The 17,483-nt window shown below is 69.9% G+C and carries 13 protein-coding genes; 5 read left to right on the top strand and 8 right to left on the bottom strand.

What is annotated here, in order from left to right; translation table 11 throughout:
- Positions 1–49 precede the first annotated feature (49 nt).
- Complete coding sequence (locus tag CDO81_RS20885; protein WP_088485174.1) at positions 50–1,273, top strand: flavin-dependent oxidoreductase; 1,224 nt, start codon at positions 50–52, stop codon at positions 1,271–1,273.
- Between the two features lie 98 nt (positions 1,274–1,371).
- Positions 1,372–2,220 carry a TIGR02285 family protein gene (locus tag CDO81_RS20880; protein ID WP_088485173.1) on the top strand — a complete coding sequence of 283 codons (849 nt, stop codon included), beginning with the start codon at positions 1,372–1,374 and terminating at the stop codon, positions 2,218–2,220.
- Here CDO81_RS20880 and CDO81_RS20875 read toward each other — a convergent pair whose 3' ends face one another.
- The 3 genes from CDO81_RS20875 to CDO81_RS20865 form a co-directional block, all read right to left on the bottom strand.
- Positions 2,221–3,921, bottom strand: coding sequence for a DUF885 domain-containing protein (locus CDO81_RS20875; protein ID WP_088485172.1), 1,701 nt, complete (start codon positions 3,919–3,921; stop codon positions 2,221–2,223). It lies immediately after the preceding gene.
- Complete coding sequence (gshB, locus tag CDO81_RS20870) at positions 3,918–4,865, bottom strand: glutathione synthase (protein ID WP_088485171.1); 948 nt, start codon at positions 4,863–4,865, stop codon at positions 3,918–3,920. Before gshB ends, CDO81_RS20875 begins: the two co-directional genes overlap by 4 nt.
- 68 nt (positions 4,866–4,933) lie before the next feature.
- Entirely contained in the window at positions 4,934–6,112 is a 1,179-nt protein-coding gene (locus CDO81_RS20865) for a benzoate/H(+) symporter BenE family transporter (RefSeq protein WP_088485170.1), read from the bottom strand.
- Positions 6,113–6,155: 43 nt separating this feature from the next.
- Between CDO81_RS20865 and CDO81_RS20860 the strand changes: the two genes are divergently transcribed.
- Positions 6,156–6,923 carry a class II glutamine amidotransferase gene (locus CDO81_RS20860; protein ID WP_088485169.1) on the top strand — a complete coding sequence of 256 codons (768 nt, stop codon included), beginning with the start codon at positions 6,156–6,158 and terminating at the stop codon, positions 6,921–6,923.
- Here CDO81_RS20860 and CDO81_RS20855 read toward each other — a convergent pair.
- Positions 6,905–8,251, bottom strand: a complete 1,347-nt coding sequence (locus CDO81_RS20855) for an APC family permease (protein WP_088485168.1) — start codon at positions 8,249–8,251, stop codon at positions 6,905–6,907. The genes CDO81_RS20860 and CDO81_RS20855 overlap by 19 nt on opposite strands.
- Positions 8,252–8,382: 131 nt before the next feature.
- On the opposite strand from CDO81_RS20855, the gene CDO81_RS20850 reads away from it, so the two are divergent.
- Complete coding sequence (locus CDO81_RS20850) at positions 8,383–10,758, top strand: TonB-dependent receptor plug domain-containing protein (protein ID WP_088485167.1); 2,376 nt, start codon at positions 8,383–8,385, stop codon at positions 10,756–10,758.
- Between the two features lie 101 nt (positions 10,759–10,859).
- Positions 10,860–11,495 carry an NAD(P)H-dependent oxidoreductase gene (locus CDO81_RS20845; RefSeq protein WP_088485166.1) on the top strand — a complete coding sequence of 212 codons (636 nt, stop codon included), beginning with the start codon at positions 10,860–10,862 and terminating at the stop codon, positions 11,493–11,495.
- 84 nt (positions 11,496–11,579) lie between these two features.
- On the opposite strand, the gene CDO81_RS20840 is transcribed toward CDO81_RS20845, so the two are convergent.
- The 4 genes from CDO81_RS20840 to CDO81_RS20825 all read right to left on the bottom strand — a co-directional run bounded on the left by CDO81_RS20840 (position 11,580) and on the right by CDO81_RS20825 (position 17,429).
- Positions 11,580–12,905 carry a hypothetical protein gene (locus CDO81_RS20840; RefSeq protein WP_088485165.1) on the bottom strand — a complete coding sequence of 442 codons (1,326 nt, stop codon included), beginning with the start codon at positions 12,903–12,905 and terminating at the stop codon, positions 11,580–11,582.
- Positions 12,906–12,927: 22 nt separating this feature from the next.
- Complete coding sequence (locus tag CDO81_RS20835) at positions 12,928–14,775, bottom strand: potassium transporter Kup (RefSeq protein ID WP_088485164.1); 1,848 nt, start codon at positions 14,773–14,775, stop codon at positions 12,928–12,930.
- A 210-nt stretch (positions 14,776–14,985) separates the two neighbouring features.
- Positions 14,986–16,251, bottom strand: a complete 1,266-nt coding sequence (gene gshA, locus CDO81_RS20830) for a glutamate--cysteine ligase (protein ID WP_088485163.1) — start codon at positions 16,249–16,251, stop codon at positions 14,986–14,988.
- 53 nt (positions 16,252–16,304) lie between these two features.
- Complete coding sequence (locus CDO81_RS20825; RefSeq protein WP_158218370.1) at positions 16,305–17,429, bottom strand: GGDEF domain-containing protein; 1,125 nt, start codon at positions 17,427–17,429, stop codon at positions 16,305–16,307.
- Between the last annotated feature and the right edge of the window lie 54 nt (positions 17,430–17,483).

Genomic DNA, 17,483 nt, shown 5'->3' with positions numbered 1-17,483 from the left:
CAGGGTAGGTTTGGTTGCCTACTGCAACAATCTCGCATACCCTGAGTTGATGCAGATCATCATTTCGGGTGGCGGCATCGGCGGCTTGACGGCGGCCTTGATGCTGCAAGCGCGCGGCCACGACGTGACCGTGCTTGAAGCGGTGCGCGAACCCAAGCCGCTGGGCGTGGGCATCAACCTGCTGCCGCATGCGGTAGGCGTGCTGAGCAGCCTGGGCCTGCTGCCAGCGCTGCGCGAGATGGCGGTCGAAACCACGGCGTTGGTGTTCGCCAACCGGCATGGCCAGGCCATCTACCGCGACCCGCGCGGCCTGGGCGGCGGCTACGAGCACCCGCAGTTCAGCATCCATCGCGGCCAGTTGCAGATGCGGCTGTGGGCCGAGGCGGCGGCGAAGCTGACGGTGATCAGCGGCCAGCGCGTGGTCAATGTGCGCGACGAGGGCCGCCGCGCGGTGGCCGAAATCGAGACGGCCGACGGCCCGCGGGAGATGACCGCCGACCTCGTCATCGGCGCTGACGGCATTCACTCCGCGCTGCGCCGGCGCCTCGCCCCCAATGAAGGTCCGCCCTGCTGGCGCGGCGTGATGATGTGGCGCGGCACCACCTGGGCGCCTCCCTTCCTGGACGGCCGCACCATGGTGCAGGCCGGCTACAGCCAGGCCAAGTTCGTCGTCTACCCCATCGGCGCGCCGCGGGCAGACGGGCTGCAGCTGATCAACTGGATTGCCGACCGCCGCGTGCGCGAGCCTGTACCCGGCCTCACCGCGCCCGACCGTGCCGACTGGAGCCGCGCCGGCCGCCTGGAGGACCTCATGCCCACCTTCGGCCGCTGGCGCTTCGACTGGCTGGACGTGCCCGGCCTCATCACCCGCGCCGAGCAGATGCTGGAGTGGCCCATGGTGGACCGCGACCCCCTGCCCCGCTGGCAGCTGGGCCGCTCCACCCTGCTGGGCGATGCGGCGCACCCGATGGTGCCCATCGGCTCCAACGGCGCCACGCAGGCCATCATGGACGCGCAGGCGCTGGCCGATGCGCTGGCCGGCAGCGCCGACCTGGACACCGCCCTGGCCGCCTACGAGAACGAGCGCCGGCCGCAATGCGCCCGCATCGTCGCAATGAACCGGCGTGAGGGGCTGGACGCCATCCTCGACCGGGTGGAGGCGCTGGCGCCTGAGGGCTTCACGCGGCTGGAGGATGTCATCGACCCCGCCGAGGTGGCCCGCGAGATCAACAGCTACAAGGCCGCCGCCGGCCACCGCGTGCAGGGCGCCTGACGCAACGGGCGTGCATTAATGCACGCGCCAGCCGCCCGGCTGGCCCGTGGGAAGCGAGCGTGATCTGGCAGGTCTAGGATGCCGGCAGGTCACCCACGATGCGCCCCCGCCCTCACCCCTTTGCCGCAGTCGGCCTGGCTATGGCCCTTGCTGCGCTTGCCGGCTGGGCGAGCCCCAGCCTGGCCCAGCCGGCCACGCAGCCCGAGGTGCAGTGGCTGGTGTATGAGCTGCCGCCGCTCTACATCACGCAAGGCCCACGCCAGGGCCAGGGTGTGCTGGACCGGCTGCTGCGCGAGGTGCTGATTCCGCGCCTGCCGGGCCTGAAGCACCTGATCGTGGCCCTGCCGCCCAAGCGCTTGGAGGCCAGCTTGCAGCAGCTGCCCAATGCCTGCGTGCTCGGCATGCTGAAGAACGCGGACCGCGAGACCTATCTGCACTTTTCCAGGCCCTTCCCCATCCATGCCACGCCGGTGCTGATGGTGCGCCGGGCCGATGCCGAACGCTGGCGCCCGCTGCTGGATGCGCAAGGCCGGGTGTCGCTCAAGGCCTGGCTGCAGCAACCCGCCACGCGCTTCGGCCTGGCCGAGGGCCGCGCCTATGGGGCGGCGCTGGACGAGCTGCTGGACGCCCAGCCCGAGGGACGTGTCAACAAGGTCACCAGCCAGAACCCGACGCTCAACCTGATGCAGATGCTGCAGCGCGGCCGCATCGACGGCCTGCTGGTGATGCCCTTCGAGCCCCAGCAGCTCCATCGCGAGGCGGGTCTGGATCTGGCCGAGACCAACCTGCTGCCCTTGCAGGAGCAGGGGCCCACGCGCGAGGGCCATGTGGCCTGCGCCAAGTCACCGCTCGGCGCGCAGGTGGTGAGGCAGGCGGAGGAGGTGCTGACCAGCGAGGCCTTCAGCCAGGGTATGAAGGCCCGCACGGGCAGCACGCCACCGCGCTGATCAGGCCTTCAGCATCTCCGCGGCAATCAGCCGCACTGGCGCGCTGCCGTAGCTGAGGAACCGCTCATGGAAGGCCTTGAGCTGGAAGCCCGGCCGGGCCTTGAGCTGCTCGCGCAGCGCGAAGATCTCGCTGTAGCCGCTGAAGTAGCTGGTCAGCTGCACCGAGGTCAGTTGCACGCGGCGCCACTTCTCCTTGGCCTCGCGCTCGGTCTGGAAGGCCTGGCGCACCAGCAGGTCCAGCGCATCGGCCTCAGACATGCCGAGCACGTGCACGCTGTAGTCGAGCACGGTGTTGGTGACCGAGCGCAGGTGCCACTTGCCCCACATCAGCGTCATCTCGGGCGAGGCGCCGTAGCCGCTCTCGATCATCATGCGCTCGCCATACACGGCCCAGCCCTCGACCATGGCGCCATTGCCGAACAGCGCCTTGACCTTGCTGGGCGTGCGGTTGGCATGCACCAGCTGCGTGTAGTGGCCGGGAATCGCCTCGTGGATGTTGAGGATCTGCAGGATCCAGTGGTTGTACTCGCGCAGCGAGCTCTCGGCCTGCTCAGGCGTCAGGTCGGTCAGCGGCGTGACGTTGTAGTAGGTCTTGTCTTGCGGGCGGTAGGGGCCGGGGGCCTCGATGCTGGCGCCGGCCACGCCGCGCTGGTACTCGGGGGTTTCACGCACGGCCAGGGGCTTGCTGGCGTCCTGGCTGAGCAGGTCGTGGTCGCGCACCCAGGCCTCGAGCTGCGGGATCTGCGCACGGATCTCGTCGACAAAGCGCTCGCGCGCCACATGCCGCTCGCTGAGCTTGTCGATGACGCGGCCGATGACGGCGAAGCGGTCGGCCGGCATGGGCTCGCTGCCGATGACCGTCGGCCACAGCTGCACGGCCTGCGCCTGCATGCTGGCCAGCACCTCTTCGCGGCGCTGCTGGGCCAGCTCATAGGTCTCGCGGGCGCTGCGGGCCGACTGGATGTCGTGTTGGAACTTGGGCTCGTACAGCGCCGCCCCAAGCCGGTAGCCGCGCGTCGGCTGCAGGGTCTTGAGATAGGCCACGTAGCCATTGACCGACGTGCGCGCGGCCGCCAGCGGCGCCTGCCAGGCCGCCGCCTGGCCGGCCTCGGCTGCGCGGCCGGCGATGTCGTCCAGCACGCCCAGCACACCCGGCGCCTGCTGGATGGCGAGCTCGGTGTGCTCCCGCGTGACGCCCGTGAGGCTGGCTTGCGCCGCCCGGTAGAAGGCCGGCAGCCCCGCCACCCGCGGCATCAGCGCGCGCAGGCGTTGCGGCAGCGGCGCGTATTCGGTGCTGAGCAGCAGGTCCAGCGGCGCGGCAGGGTTGTGCTCGGCGGGGTTCCACGACCATTCCTTGAGCACCTCCAGCCGCCACAGGTCGCTCTGCAGCTTGGCGATCAACAGCGCCCGGTCGATGCGGTCGCTGACCGACAGCGACGCCTCGGGCACCGCCTCGAAGCGGCGCAGCCAGGACCGGGCAAACGCCTGCACGCGCTGGCGCTGCGCCGCGCTCGGCAGTGTCAGGCGCCCGGCGAACTCGAAGCGCCCGGCGGCCACGGCGGCGTCGGGGTCGAGTTGCCACAGGGCTTCGAGAAAGCGGTCGGCCAGTGCGGCAAACGCCGAGGGCTTCGCAGCGGGCTTGGCCCAGGCGGGCAGGGCCAACGGCGTCAGCGCGAAGGCGGCAAAGTCACGACGCTTCATGCCAGGGCCTCCTCCAGCGCATCGACGAACATCCGGGCCACGTCGAACCCGCTCTGGTCGGTGATCTCCTGGAAGCAGGTCGGGCTGGTGACGTTGATCTCGGTGACGTTCTCGCCAATGACGTCCAGGCCCACCAGCAGCAGGCCGCGGGCGGCGAGGATGGGACCGAGGTACTCGGCGATTTCGCGGTCGCGCGCGGTCAGCGGCCGGGCCACGCCCTTGCCGCCGGCCGCCAGGTTGCCGCGCACCTCACCGCCTTGCGGGATGCGGGCCAGGCAGTGCGGCACCGGCTTGCCGCCGATGATCAGGATGCGCTTGTCGCCCTCCGAAATGGCCGGGATGAAGCGCTGCACCATCACGGTCTGCGCGCCGCCCTGGTTCAGGGTCTCGATGATGCTGCCCAGGTTCAGGCCGTCGTCCTTCACGCGGAAGATGCCCATGCCGCCCATGCCGTCCAGGGGCTTGAGGATGATGTCGCGGTGCTCGGCATGGAAGGCGCGGATCTCGGCCGGGTCCCGCGTGACGACGGTGGGCGAGATGAATTGCGGGAACTCCAGGATGGCGAGCTTCTCGGGGTGCTCGCGCAGCGCGCTGGGCTTGTTGAAGACGCGGGCGCCTTCGCGCTCGGCCTGGCTGAGCAGGTGGGTGGCGTAGAAGAACTCGCTGTCGAACGGTGGGTCCTTGCGCATCAGCACCGCGTCGACATCCGCCAGCGCGACGTCCGCCGTGGCGGCCACGGTGTACCAGTCGTCGGCATCGCCGGTCAGCGTGATCTCGACGGCACGCCGCGCGGTCACGCGGCTGCCGCGCACCCAGACGAGCTGCTGCGGCTCGCAGGCCAGGATGACATGGCCGCGCCGGGCGGCCTCGCGCATCATGGCGAAGGTGGAGTCTTTGTAGGTCTTGAAGGTGTCGAGGGGGTCGGCAACGAATAGCAGCTTCATGGTGGTCTGGCCCGTGCAATCCGGGCAGTGTTGCACAGGGGCCGCCGGCTTGCCGCGTCAGGGCTGCATCAATGCTGCGAACGCCGCCACCGGGCCACGACCGTGGCCACGCCACCGGCCACCACGCCCCAGAAGGCCGCCCCGATGCCGAAGGCGCTGATGCCCGACAGGCAGACGAGGAAGGTCAGGATGGCCGCATCGCGATGCGCCTCGTCCTTGAGCCCGGCAGCCAGCGCGCCGGCGATGGTGCCCAGCAGCGCCAGGCCGGCGATGGCCGCCACCAGCTCACGCGGGAAGGCCGACAGCAGCACGGCCACCGCGCCGCCCGCCAGGCCCAACAGCACATAGAACACACCGGCCGCGACGCTGGCGGTGTAGCGTCGCGCCGGGTCTTCATGCGCCTCGCGGCCCATGCAGATGGCGGCGGTGATGGCGGCCAGGTTGAAGGCATAGCCGCCGAAGGGCGCCAGCAGCGTCGTGGCCGCGCCCGTCACGGCGATGCTGGCCGACACCGGCGTCTGGTAGCCGCTGGCACGCTGCGCGGCCACGCCCGGCAGGTTCTGCGAGGCCATGGTCACGATGAACAGCGGCAGCGCCACGCCGATGGCGGCATGCCAGGTGAACTGCGGCGTGGTCCAGACCGGCAGCGCGATGAGCTGCGAGGTGTCCACGCCCAGGAAGCTCAAGCGCCCCTGCGCCAGGGCCACCGCCACGCCCGCCACCAGCACGCCGGGCACGGCATAGCGCGGCCACCAGCGCCGACCGGCCAGGAAGACAGCCGCCATCACCAGCACCAGCACCGGTGCCGTCTTGGCGCTGCCCACGGCATCCAGCCCGAAGCGCGCCAGCACGCCCGCGAGCAGCGCCGAGGCGATGGCCACGGGGATGCGATCCATCAGCTTCTCGAACCAGCCGGTGGCGCCCGCCAGCGTGATGAGCAGGCCGCAAACGATGAAGGCGCCGGTGGCCTCGGGCATCTCCACGCCCGCCGCGGAGGCCAGCAGGGCCGCGCCCGGGGTGGACCAGGCGGTCAGCACCGGCTGGCGCGTCCACAGGCTCAGGCCCAGGCTGGTCAAGCCCATGCCCAGGCCGAGGGCCCACAGCCAGGAAGCCGTCTGAGCCGGGGTGGCGCCCAGGGCCACGGTGGCCTGGAAGATGATGGCGACCGAACTGGTGTAGCCCACCAGCACCGCCACGAAGCCTGCCACCACCGTGGCGGGAGAAAAGTCTTGCAGCAAACGCCTCATGCGGCCAGCATAGCCGTGAGGAACATGGGAACGAGGGTGAGGGATGTGCCGCTTCCTGGCGTATTCGGGTGAATCGATCTTTCTGGAAGACCTGGTCTGCAAGCCGCGCCACTCGCTGGTGCGCCAGAGCCTGCAGGCCGCCGAGGCCAAGGCGGTGACCAACGGCGACGGCTTCGGCATCGGCTGGTATGGCGAGCGCGAGACGCCCGGCGTCTACCGCGAGGTGATGCCGGCCTGGAGCGACGACAACCTGCTGGCCCTGTGCGCCAATGTGCGCTCGCACCTCTTCATGGCGCATGTGCGTGCCGCCACCGGCGGCGGGGTGTCACGGCTGAACTGCCACCCGTTCACGCTCGGGCGCTTTCTGTTCATCCACAACGGCCAGGTGGGTGACTTCGCCCGCGTGCGCCGCCGGCTGGAGGCCCAGTTACCCGACGAGCTCTACGACGAGCGGCGCGGCTCGACCGACTCGGAGCTGCTCTTCCTGCTCATCATGGCCCGGGTGCGGGCCGGCGCAGCGGTGGAGGACGCCATCTGCCAGGTGCTGCACGACACCGCCGACGAAATGGAAGACCGCGGCGTGACCACGCCACTGCGCTTCTCGGCGGCCCTGGCCGACGGCGAGCAGCTCTGGGCCGTCCGCTGGGCCAGCGACCACAAGCCGCCCAGCCTCTACCTCAAGCCCCAGCGCGGCGGTTGGGCGATTGCCTCCGAGCCCCTGGGCGACGATGCCCAGGCCTGGACGGCCATCGAGCGCGGCCAGCTGGTGCACGTGCGCGGCACCGAGATCGATCAGCGCGAGATCTGCTGACGCCAGCGGCCATGGCCCCACAGCAGGGCCGCGCCCACAGCCAGCACCCCCACGCCCACCACGGCGCCTGCCTTGACGTACACCACGCTGGACCACAGCACATAGGCGCTGCTGGCTGCGAACAGCAACGGCAGCCACGGGTAGAGCGGCACGCGCACCGGCCGCGGCCGGTCGGGCTCGCGGTGGCGCAGCACAATGACGGCCAGCGCGCTGAGCGTCATGAAGAACCAGTAGACCGGCGAGAGGTAGTCCACCATGGTCGAGAAGCCTCCGCGCGTGAGGTCGCCAAAGGCCACCAGCAGCAGGGCCACCGCTGCCGTGGCCAGCACCGCGCCGGTGGGGGTGCCGCGGGCATGGTTCCATCGGGCGAGGTGCCATTCGGTGGCCAGGTCGCGGGCAGCGGCATAGGTGGTGCGCGGGCCCGCGATGAGCAATGCATTCATGACCGACAAGGCCGTGAGCGTGACCACACCCACCATCACCAGCTCCGCCACTGGCCCGAACGCGATGCGCATCAGGGCTGCGGCCGGCGCGTCGCTCGCGGCCAGCCCGGCGACGCCGAGCACCCGCAGGTAGGCCCAGTTGGCCAGCAGGTACAGGCCCATCACCAGGCCCAGCCCCAGCAGCAGCGCGCGGCGGATGCCGCGTTCGGGGTCACGCATCTCGGCCGACAGCGTGGCCGCGTCGCTCCAGCCGCCATAGGCCAGGAAGACGAACACCAGCGCCAGGCCCCAGTCACTGCCCGGTGACGCGGGCGGCACGGTGGCCGGCGGCACCCCGGCCAGCACCTGGGCGCCGGCACCCAGGCCCAGCAGCACCAGACCGAGCAGCACGGCAGCACTCAACCCGAGCTGCGTGCCCAGGCCCACGCGCACGCCGAGCAGGTTCAGCGCCGTCAGCCCGACGATGAGGGCCGCGGCCATCAACGCACTGGCGTGCGGACCGAGCCAGGGCGTGAGGTCCACCACCTGCGCGAGGTAGTCGCCGAAGACGAAGCCCAGCAGCGCCATCGACCCGGTGTGGATGACCGCGAAACGCGACCACGCAAAGAGAAAGCCCAGCCGGTGGCCGTAGGCGCGGCGCAGGAAGTGGTAGTCGCCGCCGGTGTCGGGGAAGGCCGCCGCCAGCTCGGCGAAGCACAGCCCGCCGATCAGCGACAACACGCCGCCCAGCGCCCAGGCCAGCAGCAGCTGGGTGGGGTCACCCAGGGCCTGGGCCGCCAGCGGCGAGGTCTTGAAGATGCCGGCGCCGATCACCATGCCCACGCACAGCGCGCCGGCATGCCGCACATCGAGGCGGCGTTCGGGTTGGGCTGGTGTGGTGGACATGGCGGGCGGTGTCGGCGAAGCGCGCGATGCTAGTCCAGGTCGCGTCAGCATTTGCATATGCGCAACATGTCTGAAGCCTGGCACGTCGAAGGCCGTAGGCTCATGGCCCCCGCTTCTTGCCCGCTGCTCGCATGCCCACGCTCCGCCTCATCGCCCTCGCCGCCTCGCAAGCCCTGCTCACCACCGCCGCCGTCGCCCAGACCACCGCGTTGGATGCCGTCGTCGTGACCGGCACCCGCGCCAAGGACCGCACGCTGGCCGACACCGCCGTGCCGGTGGACGTGCTGGGCCGCGACGAACTGCTGCGCGCTGCCGGCCCCGACGGCAACCTGGCCGCCGCCCTGCAGGCACTGCTCCCCGCCTTCAACTTCCCGCGCCAGTCCAACTCCGGCGGCGGTGACCATGTGCGCGCCGCCCAGCTGCGCGGCCTGTCGCCCGACCAGGTGTTGGTGCTGGTGAACGGCAAGCGCCGCAACACCTCGGCGGTGGTGAACCTGGAGTCCAAGACCGGCAAGGGCACCAACCCGGTGGACTTCAACACCATCCCGCTGTCGGCCGTGGCCCGCATCGAGGTGCTGCGCGACGGTGCCGGCGCGCAGTACGGCTCGGACGCCATCGCCGGCGTGGTCAACATCATCCTGGACGAGCGCAAGGCCGGTGGCGAGCTGGCCACCGAGGTGGGCGCCTTCCACACGAAGTTCGCCCCGACCGGCGAGCGCATCACCGATGGCCAGACGCAATCGGCGAGCCTGACCCACGGCTGGGCGCTGGCCGGCAACGGCTTCCTGCGCGCCGGCCTGGAGGGCCTGCACCGCAACCCCACCAACCGCGCCGGCCTGGACGAGCTGCCGCCGTGGGAAGACCAGACGCCCGCCAACCTCGCCACCGCAGGCCAGCGCAACTACGCGCCGGGCGAGCCGGCCACCCACCAGTGGCAGACCTGGTTCAACGCCGCCGCCGACCTGCAGCCCGGCACGCGCGCCTACGCCTTCGGCACCTGGCAGCAGCGGCGCACGCTGGGTGCGGCCTACTTCCGCTACCCGGACAGCAGCGCCAACGTGAAGGCCGTCTACCCCAATGGCTACCGGCCGCAGACCACCGGCGACAACCGCGACCTGCAGCTCGTGGCAGGCCTCAAGACCCAGTGGGCCGATTGGGATGTGGACCTGGCCCTGAACCACGGCCGCAACGACTTCGACTACGGCGTGCGGCGCACGATCAATGCGTCGCTCGGCGCGGCCAGCCCGCGGGAGTTCCACCTGGCTGACTTCGGCAGCCGCCTGACCGGTGTGACGCTGGACCTGAGCCGCGAGCTCGCCGTGGCCGGCCTGGCCCGGCCGCTGACGCTGGCCGCCGGGCTGGACGTGCGCCGCGACGGCTTCGTGACCGGCGCGGGCGACGCCGCCTCGTACGCGGTCGGCAGCTTCGACGCACCGGCCGGCGCCCAGGCCGGCCCGGGCCTGCAGGCGGGCGACGCGACGACGCGGCACCGCAACGTCGTGGGCGCCTACCTCGACCTCAGCGCCGACCTGACCCGCGACTGGCAAGGCAATCTCGCGCTGCGGCACGACCACTACAGCGACTTCGGCAGCGCGACCACCGCCAAGCTCTCGACCCGCCTCGCGCTGGACCGCACGCTGGCGCTGCGCGGTGCGGTGTCGAGCAACTTCCGCGCGCCGTCGCTGGCCCAGCAGGGCTTTGCCTTCACCGTGACCGACCGCGGCGACGGCGGCGCACTCAGCCAGGTGCGCACGCTGCCGGTGGACCACCCGATTGCCCGCTACCTGGGCGCGCAGGACCTGAAGGCCGAGACCTCGCGCAACGCGAGTCTGGGCCTGAGCTGGCAACCGAGCAGGGACTGGTCAACCACGCTGGACGCCTACGCCATCCGCGTGAAGAACCGCATCACGCTGTCGCAACGCATCAGCCGTGACGGCCTGGCCGACGAACTCGCGGCCAAGTTCGGCGCCACGGGCATCGATGGCGTCAACTTCTTCACCAATGCACTGGACACCCGCACCCGCGGCGCTGATCTCGTCACCCAGTGGCGCGGCGCTGCGCTGGGCGGCGAGCTGCGCCTGGGCTGGACGGCCTCGTTCAACCGCACCACGGTGCGCGGCGGCGACAGCGTCGGCCTGGAAGAGATCAACACCCTGACCGACGCCTCGCCGCGCCAGCGCCACATCCTGAGCGCCAACTGGCAGGGCGGCATCTGGGGGCTGCAAGCGCGCGCCACGCGCCACGGCAGCACGACCCGCGTGTTCGACTTCGGCGACGGCTTCGTGCCGACGCAGACCTATGCCGCCGTCTGGCAGCTGGACCTGGAAGCCCAGGTACAGGTGAGCCGTGCGCTGAACCTGAGCTTCGGTGCGGTGAACGCCACCGACAAATACCCGACGCGCTCCATCGCCGACATCAGCTACTTCGGCAACTTCCCGTACGACGTGTTGTCGCCCATCGGCTTCAACGGCGCCTACTACTACGCCCGTGCCCGCCTGAGCTTCTGACCGCCTTGAAAACCGGGCCGCGCCAAGGCCTTGCGCGCGGCCCGCTGCGACGCAGGCGGGGGCTTGGCACCATGCCGCCCCTTTGCGTTTTTGTGTCTCCCATGACCACCCTGATCGACAAGCTGCAGTGGCGCTACGCCACCAAGAAGATGAACCCCGCCCTGCCGGTGCCGCAGGACAAGCTCGACCGCATCCTGGAAGCCGTCCGCCTCACCGCCACCTCCAGCGGTCTTCAGCCTTATGAAGTGCTGCTCGTGCAGGACCCGGCCCTGCGCCAGCGCATCCGCGAGCACGCCTGGAACCAGGCCCAGGTCACCGATGCCTCGCACCTGCTGGTGTTTGCCGCCTGGGACAACTACACCGCCGAGCGCATCAACCAGATGTTCGACCTGACGAACGACGTGCGCGGCTTCAAGAACGAAGGCTGGGAGGCCTACCGCCAGAAGCTGCTGTCGGTCTACCCGCAGCGCAGCGCCGAAGAGAACTTCCAGCACGCCGCCCGCCAGGCCTACATCGGCCTGGGCACCGCGCTGATTGCTGCCGCCGAAGAGCAGGTCGACGCGACGCCGATGGAAGGCTTCGACCCCGCGAAGGTCGACGAGATCCTCGACCTGAAGGCCCGCGGCCTGCGCTCGGTGCTGCTGCTGCCGCTGGGCTACCGCCAGCCGGACGGCGATTGGCTCGTGAACCTGAAGAAGGTGCGCCGCGCCAAGGAGCAGTTCGTCTCGACGATCTGAGCGCCCGACGCGCCCTGAACGACGGCCCTGCGGGGCCGTTTTCCTTTCTGATCTCCCGCCTCGTCATCGACGGCTGCAACGCCGTCAGCCCGGTGACGACGCCGCCGCCCCTGTCCGTCGTGGCCGCTCCAGCGCGGAGCGCCCCTCCTTGTTGCGCCACTGCCTGGACAGATCAGCCAGGTCGGCGCCGCTGGCCTGCAGCTCAGCACGCGCACGGTCCCAGTCGCTGCGTTCAACGGACGCCCGTGCCCATTGGCGCGTGAGAGGCAACGCATCGCAGGGCTGCCCGGCCGCCAGTTTGTCAACCACGCCGTCGAGCAAGCGGAACAGGCCGCCTTCGCTGTGGAAGCGCACGGCCTCGTACTCCGTCGCGCGGGACTCCCAGAGACGGCGCTGGCCGGCGGACTTCGGCACCACGCTGCCCGCCACGCTCAGGGCGATGGCTCTCTCCAGCGTACTGCCCTGCGACCAGAGCAGCGCCGCCACGGCTTCACACCGGGACCGCGTCAGCGCATCTGCCTCCGGGCGGCGGCAGGTGGCCGTCAAGGGCGCAAATGCCGGCAGCGACCAGCTCGCGCTCATGCTCAGGAGCAACTCCGATTCCGCCTGGTTTTCAAGCCCGGGCATCTCGAACTGGAGGACGCTCAGCAGCAGCTCCCCCACCTCCTGCTGGTAGTTGCGCGAATAGCGGCCCACCGTGGCCATGCGCTCCAGCAGGTATTCCGGCGCGTGGCCCGGCGCCCCCGTCAGCGCCAGCCAGGCCTGCACGTTCTCGGGCTCCAGCCGCGACCATTGCGAGGTCTCGACGTTCCGGCATACACCGGGCTCACAGGGCCGGCCGAGCGCCAGCACGGTCACCATCGGATCGGTGGAGGCGCTGGCGAGTGCCTGCAGCCGCATCGCGCTGCGCGCCAGATCGGCCCGTGGCTCGCCGTCGAGCGCAACGATCCACTCTGCCAGGGCCAGCGAACGCGGATCACCGCGCCGGCGCAGGGCCTCGGCCCAGCGTTGCAGCACCCGCTGACGAGCAAGCGCCGTGACCTGCTCGCCGTCTGTTCGGGCCCGTTCGCTCGGCTCACCAGGCGAGGCTGGGCCGGCGCTGTCCTCGCGGCTGGCCTCGGCGGCACCGAAGCCGCACCAGTCGGCCTGCATGCGCAAGGCACGCGGTGACAGCGTCGGGGTGGGCGCGCTGGCCGTGGGTGCGACGCTGCGGAGCGCCTGCGCGCGACTCGCCGGATGACCTGAGGCTGAGGCTGCCGGCGCTTTCGACGGCGCTGCCTCCCGGCTGCCCTGCCCGGCGGGCGATCGCTGCAGCGCCACCTCGACTACCCACCACTTCAGCGCCCCGCTGGCCAGCGCGAGCGCCACCGCGACCATCCACACCCGGCTGCGTCGCGGCGACCAGCTCATGGCGACGGCCTTGCGCGCGGCGTCAGATCTCGACCTTGCTGCCGAGCTCCACGATGCGGTTCGTCGGCAGGTGCAGGAAGTCCGCCGCCGCCGCGGCATTGCGGTGCATGCTGGCGAAGAGCTTCTCGCGCCACAGGGCCATGCCGGAGCCGATGGTCGGGATGACGATGTCGCGGCTCAGGAAGTAGCTGGTTTCCATCTCCTCGAGCTGCACGCCGTGCTTCTTCAGCAGCTCCAGCGCCTCGGGCACGTCGGGTTCGTTCTTGAAGCCGAAGTGCAGGGCCACCTGCCAGCAGTGGTTGCCCAGGGGCTCGACCTCGCAGCGCTTGTCGAAGCCGATCCAGGGCACCTCGTGGTGCTTCACGGTGACAAAGATGTTCTGCTCGTGCAGGACCTTGTTGTGCTTGAGGTTGTGCAGCAGCGCGTTGGGCGTGGAGCCCTTTTCAGCCGACAGGAACACCGCCGTGCCGGCCACGCGCGTGGGCGGGTTGATGAAGACGGCCTCCAGGAAGGCCGTGAGCTCGATGGCGTCTTCGCGCAGCTTGGCCGAGAGCTGGCGGCGGCCCTGCTTCCAGGTCAGCATGAGCGTGAACATGCCGATCCCGATCAGCAGCGGGAACCAGCCGCCCGCGGCGATCTTCAGCAGGTTGGACGCGAGGAAGGTCACGTCGATCAGGAAGAAGATGCCGGTGGCCGCCACGCACAGCGCGAGCGGGTACTTCCAGCCGAAGCGGATGACGAAGAAGGTCATCACGGTGGTGATGGTCATGTCGATCGTGACCGCCACGCCGTAAGCGCCGGCCAGCTTGCTCGACGAGCCGAAGAACACCACGGCCACGATCACGAGCACGTACAGGCTCCAGTTCACGAAGGGAACGTAGATCTGGCCGGTGTCGCGCACGCTGGTGTGCAGGATGCGCAGCCGCGGCAGGATGCCCAGCTGGATCGCCTGCTTGGTGACCGAGAAGGCTGCGGTGATGAGGGCCTGCGAAGCCACGATAGCCGCCGCGGTGGCGAGCAGGAAGAGCGGGATCTCGGCCCAGTCGGGGGCGAGCAGGAAGAACGGGTTCTTCACGCCCTCGGGGTTGTCCAGCAGCATGGCGCCCTGGCCGAAGTAGTTCAGCACCAGGGCAGGCATGACCACGCCATACCAGGCGATGCGGATGGGCTTCTTGCCGAAGTGGCCCAGGTCGGCATAGAGCGCCTCGCCGCCGGTCACCACCAGCACCACCGCGCCCAATGCCACGAACGCCACCCAGCGGTATTCCAGGCAGAAGTGCAGCGCGTACAGCGGGTTCACCGCAACGAGCACATGCGGGTTGTCGATGATGTGCGGCACACCCAGCGCCGCCAGCACGAGGAACCAGGCCAGCATGACCGGCCCGAAGGCCTTGCCGATGCCGCTGGTGCCGAAGCGCTGCACGGCGAACAGGCCCGTCATGACGATGAGGGTCAGCGGCAGGATGGCGTCGTGCAACTGCGGCTCGTAGACGTCGATGCCCTCGACGGCGCCCAGCACCGTCATGGCCGGCGTGATGACCGCATCGCCGAAGAAGATGGCGGTGCCGAACAGGCCCACCATCATCAGCGAGCGGCGCAGCGTGGGCTTGTCGTTCACCGCATTGGTGGCCAGGGCCAGCATCGCGATCAGACCGCCCTCGCCGTTGTTGTCCGCGCGCAGGATGAGCAGCACGTACTTGATCGAGACGATGACCGTCATCGTCCAGAACAGCAGGGAGAGCACCCCGAGGATGTTGTCGGGCGTCGTGGCGACATGCCCGCCATGGAAGACTTCTTTGAGGGCGTACAGCGGGCTGGTGCCGATGTCGCCATAGACGACCCCCAGAGCCCCGAGGGTCAAGCCCGCCATCGCCGAAGGGCTGCGGGCCGCGTGGGAAGAACTCACTTCACAGTGGCCACCGGCTTGGGGTGGCGTTATCGAAAGTGGGGATTTTGCGCCCGGTTTTGGTGTTTTGTGCGGTGCAGCAAAACCACGTAAGCGAGGCTTGACGCCGCGCGATGACGCGCGTAGCCAACGCCGGCGAGCCCTGAGCACCGGCCGGCGGGCGCCGGCCGGTGCTCAGGCCGCCTCGGCTTCGGCCTGCGGGTCGGTCGCCTCGAGCTCGTAGCTGGCCGCCAGCATCGCCAGCCGGCCGATGACGCCGTACATGTAGAAGCGGTTGGGCGCGCTCACACCCGGCTTTTCGCCCGGGCGGGGCAGATGAGGCGACTCGGCGAAGGCCAAGGGCACATAGCTGGCACCCGGGGCGTTCAGGTTCTCGTCGATGCCGCGGTGAGCATGCACGCGGTAGTAGCCGCCGACCACGTAGCGGTCCATGGTGTAAACGACCGGCTCAGCCACCGCCTCGTGCACCCGCTCGTGCGTGGGCACGCCTTCCTGCACGATGATCTCGTGGCCGATGTTCTCCGGCAGCGAGGTGGCCAAGCTTTCAATGTCCTTGGCGTCACGCACCGTCAATACGCCCCGGCCGTAACTGCCCACGTCGCTCTTGATGATGACGAAGGGCTTTTCGTTGATGCCGTATTCCTTGTACTTGCGGCGCACCTTGGTGAGCTGCGCGTCGGCTGCGGTCTGGAGCGCCTCCAGGCCGGACTTGCCGTTCAGGTCGACGCTCTGGAACATCGGCGTGATCAGCCAGGGGTCCATGCCCAGCAGCTTGCCGAAGCGCTTGGCCACTTCGTCGTAGGCGCGGAAGTGCTGGCTCTTGCGGCGCACCGTCCAGCCGGCGTGCAGCGGCGGCAGCAGGTATTGCTCATGCAGGCCCATCAGCTGCGGCGGCGTGCCGGCGGCGAGGTCGTTGTTGAGCAGGATGGTGCAAGGGTCGAAGCCCTTGAGCATCAGGCGGCCGCGCTTGCGCACCAGGGGCTCCAGCGTGATGCGCTCGCCATTGGCCAGCGGCATCTCGGTGGGCTCGGTGATCGCGGTGTCCAGCGTCCCGAAGCGCACGTTCAGGCCGGCCTGCGTGAAGATGCGGGCCAGCGTGGCGAGGTTGTCCAGGTAGAAGCTGCAGCGCGCGCCGGTTTCGGGAATGACCAGCAGGTTGCGCGCCTCGGGGCAGATCTTCTCGATGGCCGCCATGGCCGCCTGCACGGCCTGGGGCAGCATCTGGGCGGTCAGGTGGTTGAAGCCGCCGGGGAAGAGGTTGGTGTCCACGGGGGCCAGCTTGAAACCGGCGTTGCGCAGGTCCACCGACGCGTAGAAGGTGGGCGTGTGCTCCATCCATTCGAGGCGGAACCAGCGCTCGGTAGCAGGCATGGATTCCAGGACGCGAGCTTCCAGCTCATTGATGGGGCCGTTCAGGGCGGTGATCAGATGGGGAACCATGACCGAATGATCTCAAACTTGGGCGACCGCCCACTTGGGGGCGGCCGAAAGGATCACAAGACGCCTGGGGCACAGCAGGTCTGGGCCCGGCCGGCATGCTTGGCGCGGTAGAGCTGGTCATCGGCGCGCTGGATGGCCGAGGACAGGGTCTCGCCTGGTGGCACCCGCACTGCGCCGGCACTGAAATCCACGGCAAAGCCGAGGCTGGCCTCGCAGCGCCGCCGCAGGGCCTGGTGCAGCCGGGCGTCCAGCCGGCCAAAGGCCTCGGGGTCACAGTGCCGCAGCAGCAGGCAGAACTCCTCCCCGCCGTAGCGGCCGATCAGGTCGGTGGCGCGCAATTCGCCGCGCAGCACCTCCCCCGCCAGCTTGAGCACCTCGTCACCCACCGGATGACCGCGCTCGTCGTTGATGCGCTTGAAATGGTCCAGGTCCAGCATCAGCAACACGGCCCCCTCGGAGGCGGTGCCGAGCGCCCGGCCGGCGCGCTGCATCCATTCGCGCCGGTTCAGCAGGCCGGTGAGGGTGTCCAGTGAGGCGAGTCGCACCAGCGCCTGCTCGGCGGCATCGCGGTGCGCCAGCAAGAAGCCCATGGTGCCCAGCACCAGGCTGGCATTGAGCAGCATGAGGTGGGAGATGTTGATGGGGTGCGGCACCAGGAAGCGCGGGTAGATCTCCGGCCAGCCCAGCACCAGCACGCCGCGGGCGAAGGTCAACACCGCATTGGCCAGGGCCGCCACGCCGCACAGCCAGCGCCAGCGCACCCGCCCCGCCCCGTTGAGCAGCAGCCAGCTCGCCCAGCCGATCTGCAGGCTGATGGTGAGATTGGTGACGCCGGTGGTCTGCTTCAGGTCCGGGAACAGGAACACGTGCACGATGCCCAGCAGCAGCGGCGGCAGCCACAAGCCGCGACGAGGCACGGGCTGGCTCAGGAAACGGGCGGAGGTCAGCACCATGGCCGACGCCGAACCGCTCAGCGCCATCACCCCCAGCGTGGCCATCACCAGCGGCCAGACCTGGGTCGCCGCGATCAGCAGACCGAAGCCGAGCGCCTGGCCGAGCAACATCAGCTGCCAGGCCTGCAATCCACCGCGGGCGCGGATGCCAACGCTGACCGCCAGCGCCAGCAGCATCAGCAGCGCATTGACCAGCACCGCCGACAGCAGGGTGATCACATCCATGGCGGGCCAGCATAACGGCCTGCCTCGCCCGCCCATGAAAAAGCCGCCCCGGCC

It is taken from the genome of Roseateles puraquae, assembly GCF_002205845.1.
Classification (GTDB): Bacteria; Pseudomonadota; Gammaproteobacteria; order Burkholderiales; family Burkholderiaceae_C; genus Pelomonas; species Pelomonas puraquae.
This window is presented reverse-complemented; position numbering and strand designations above follow the sequence as displayed.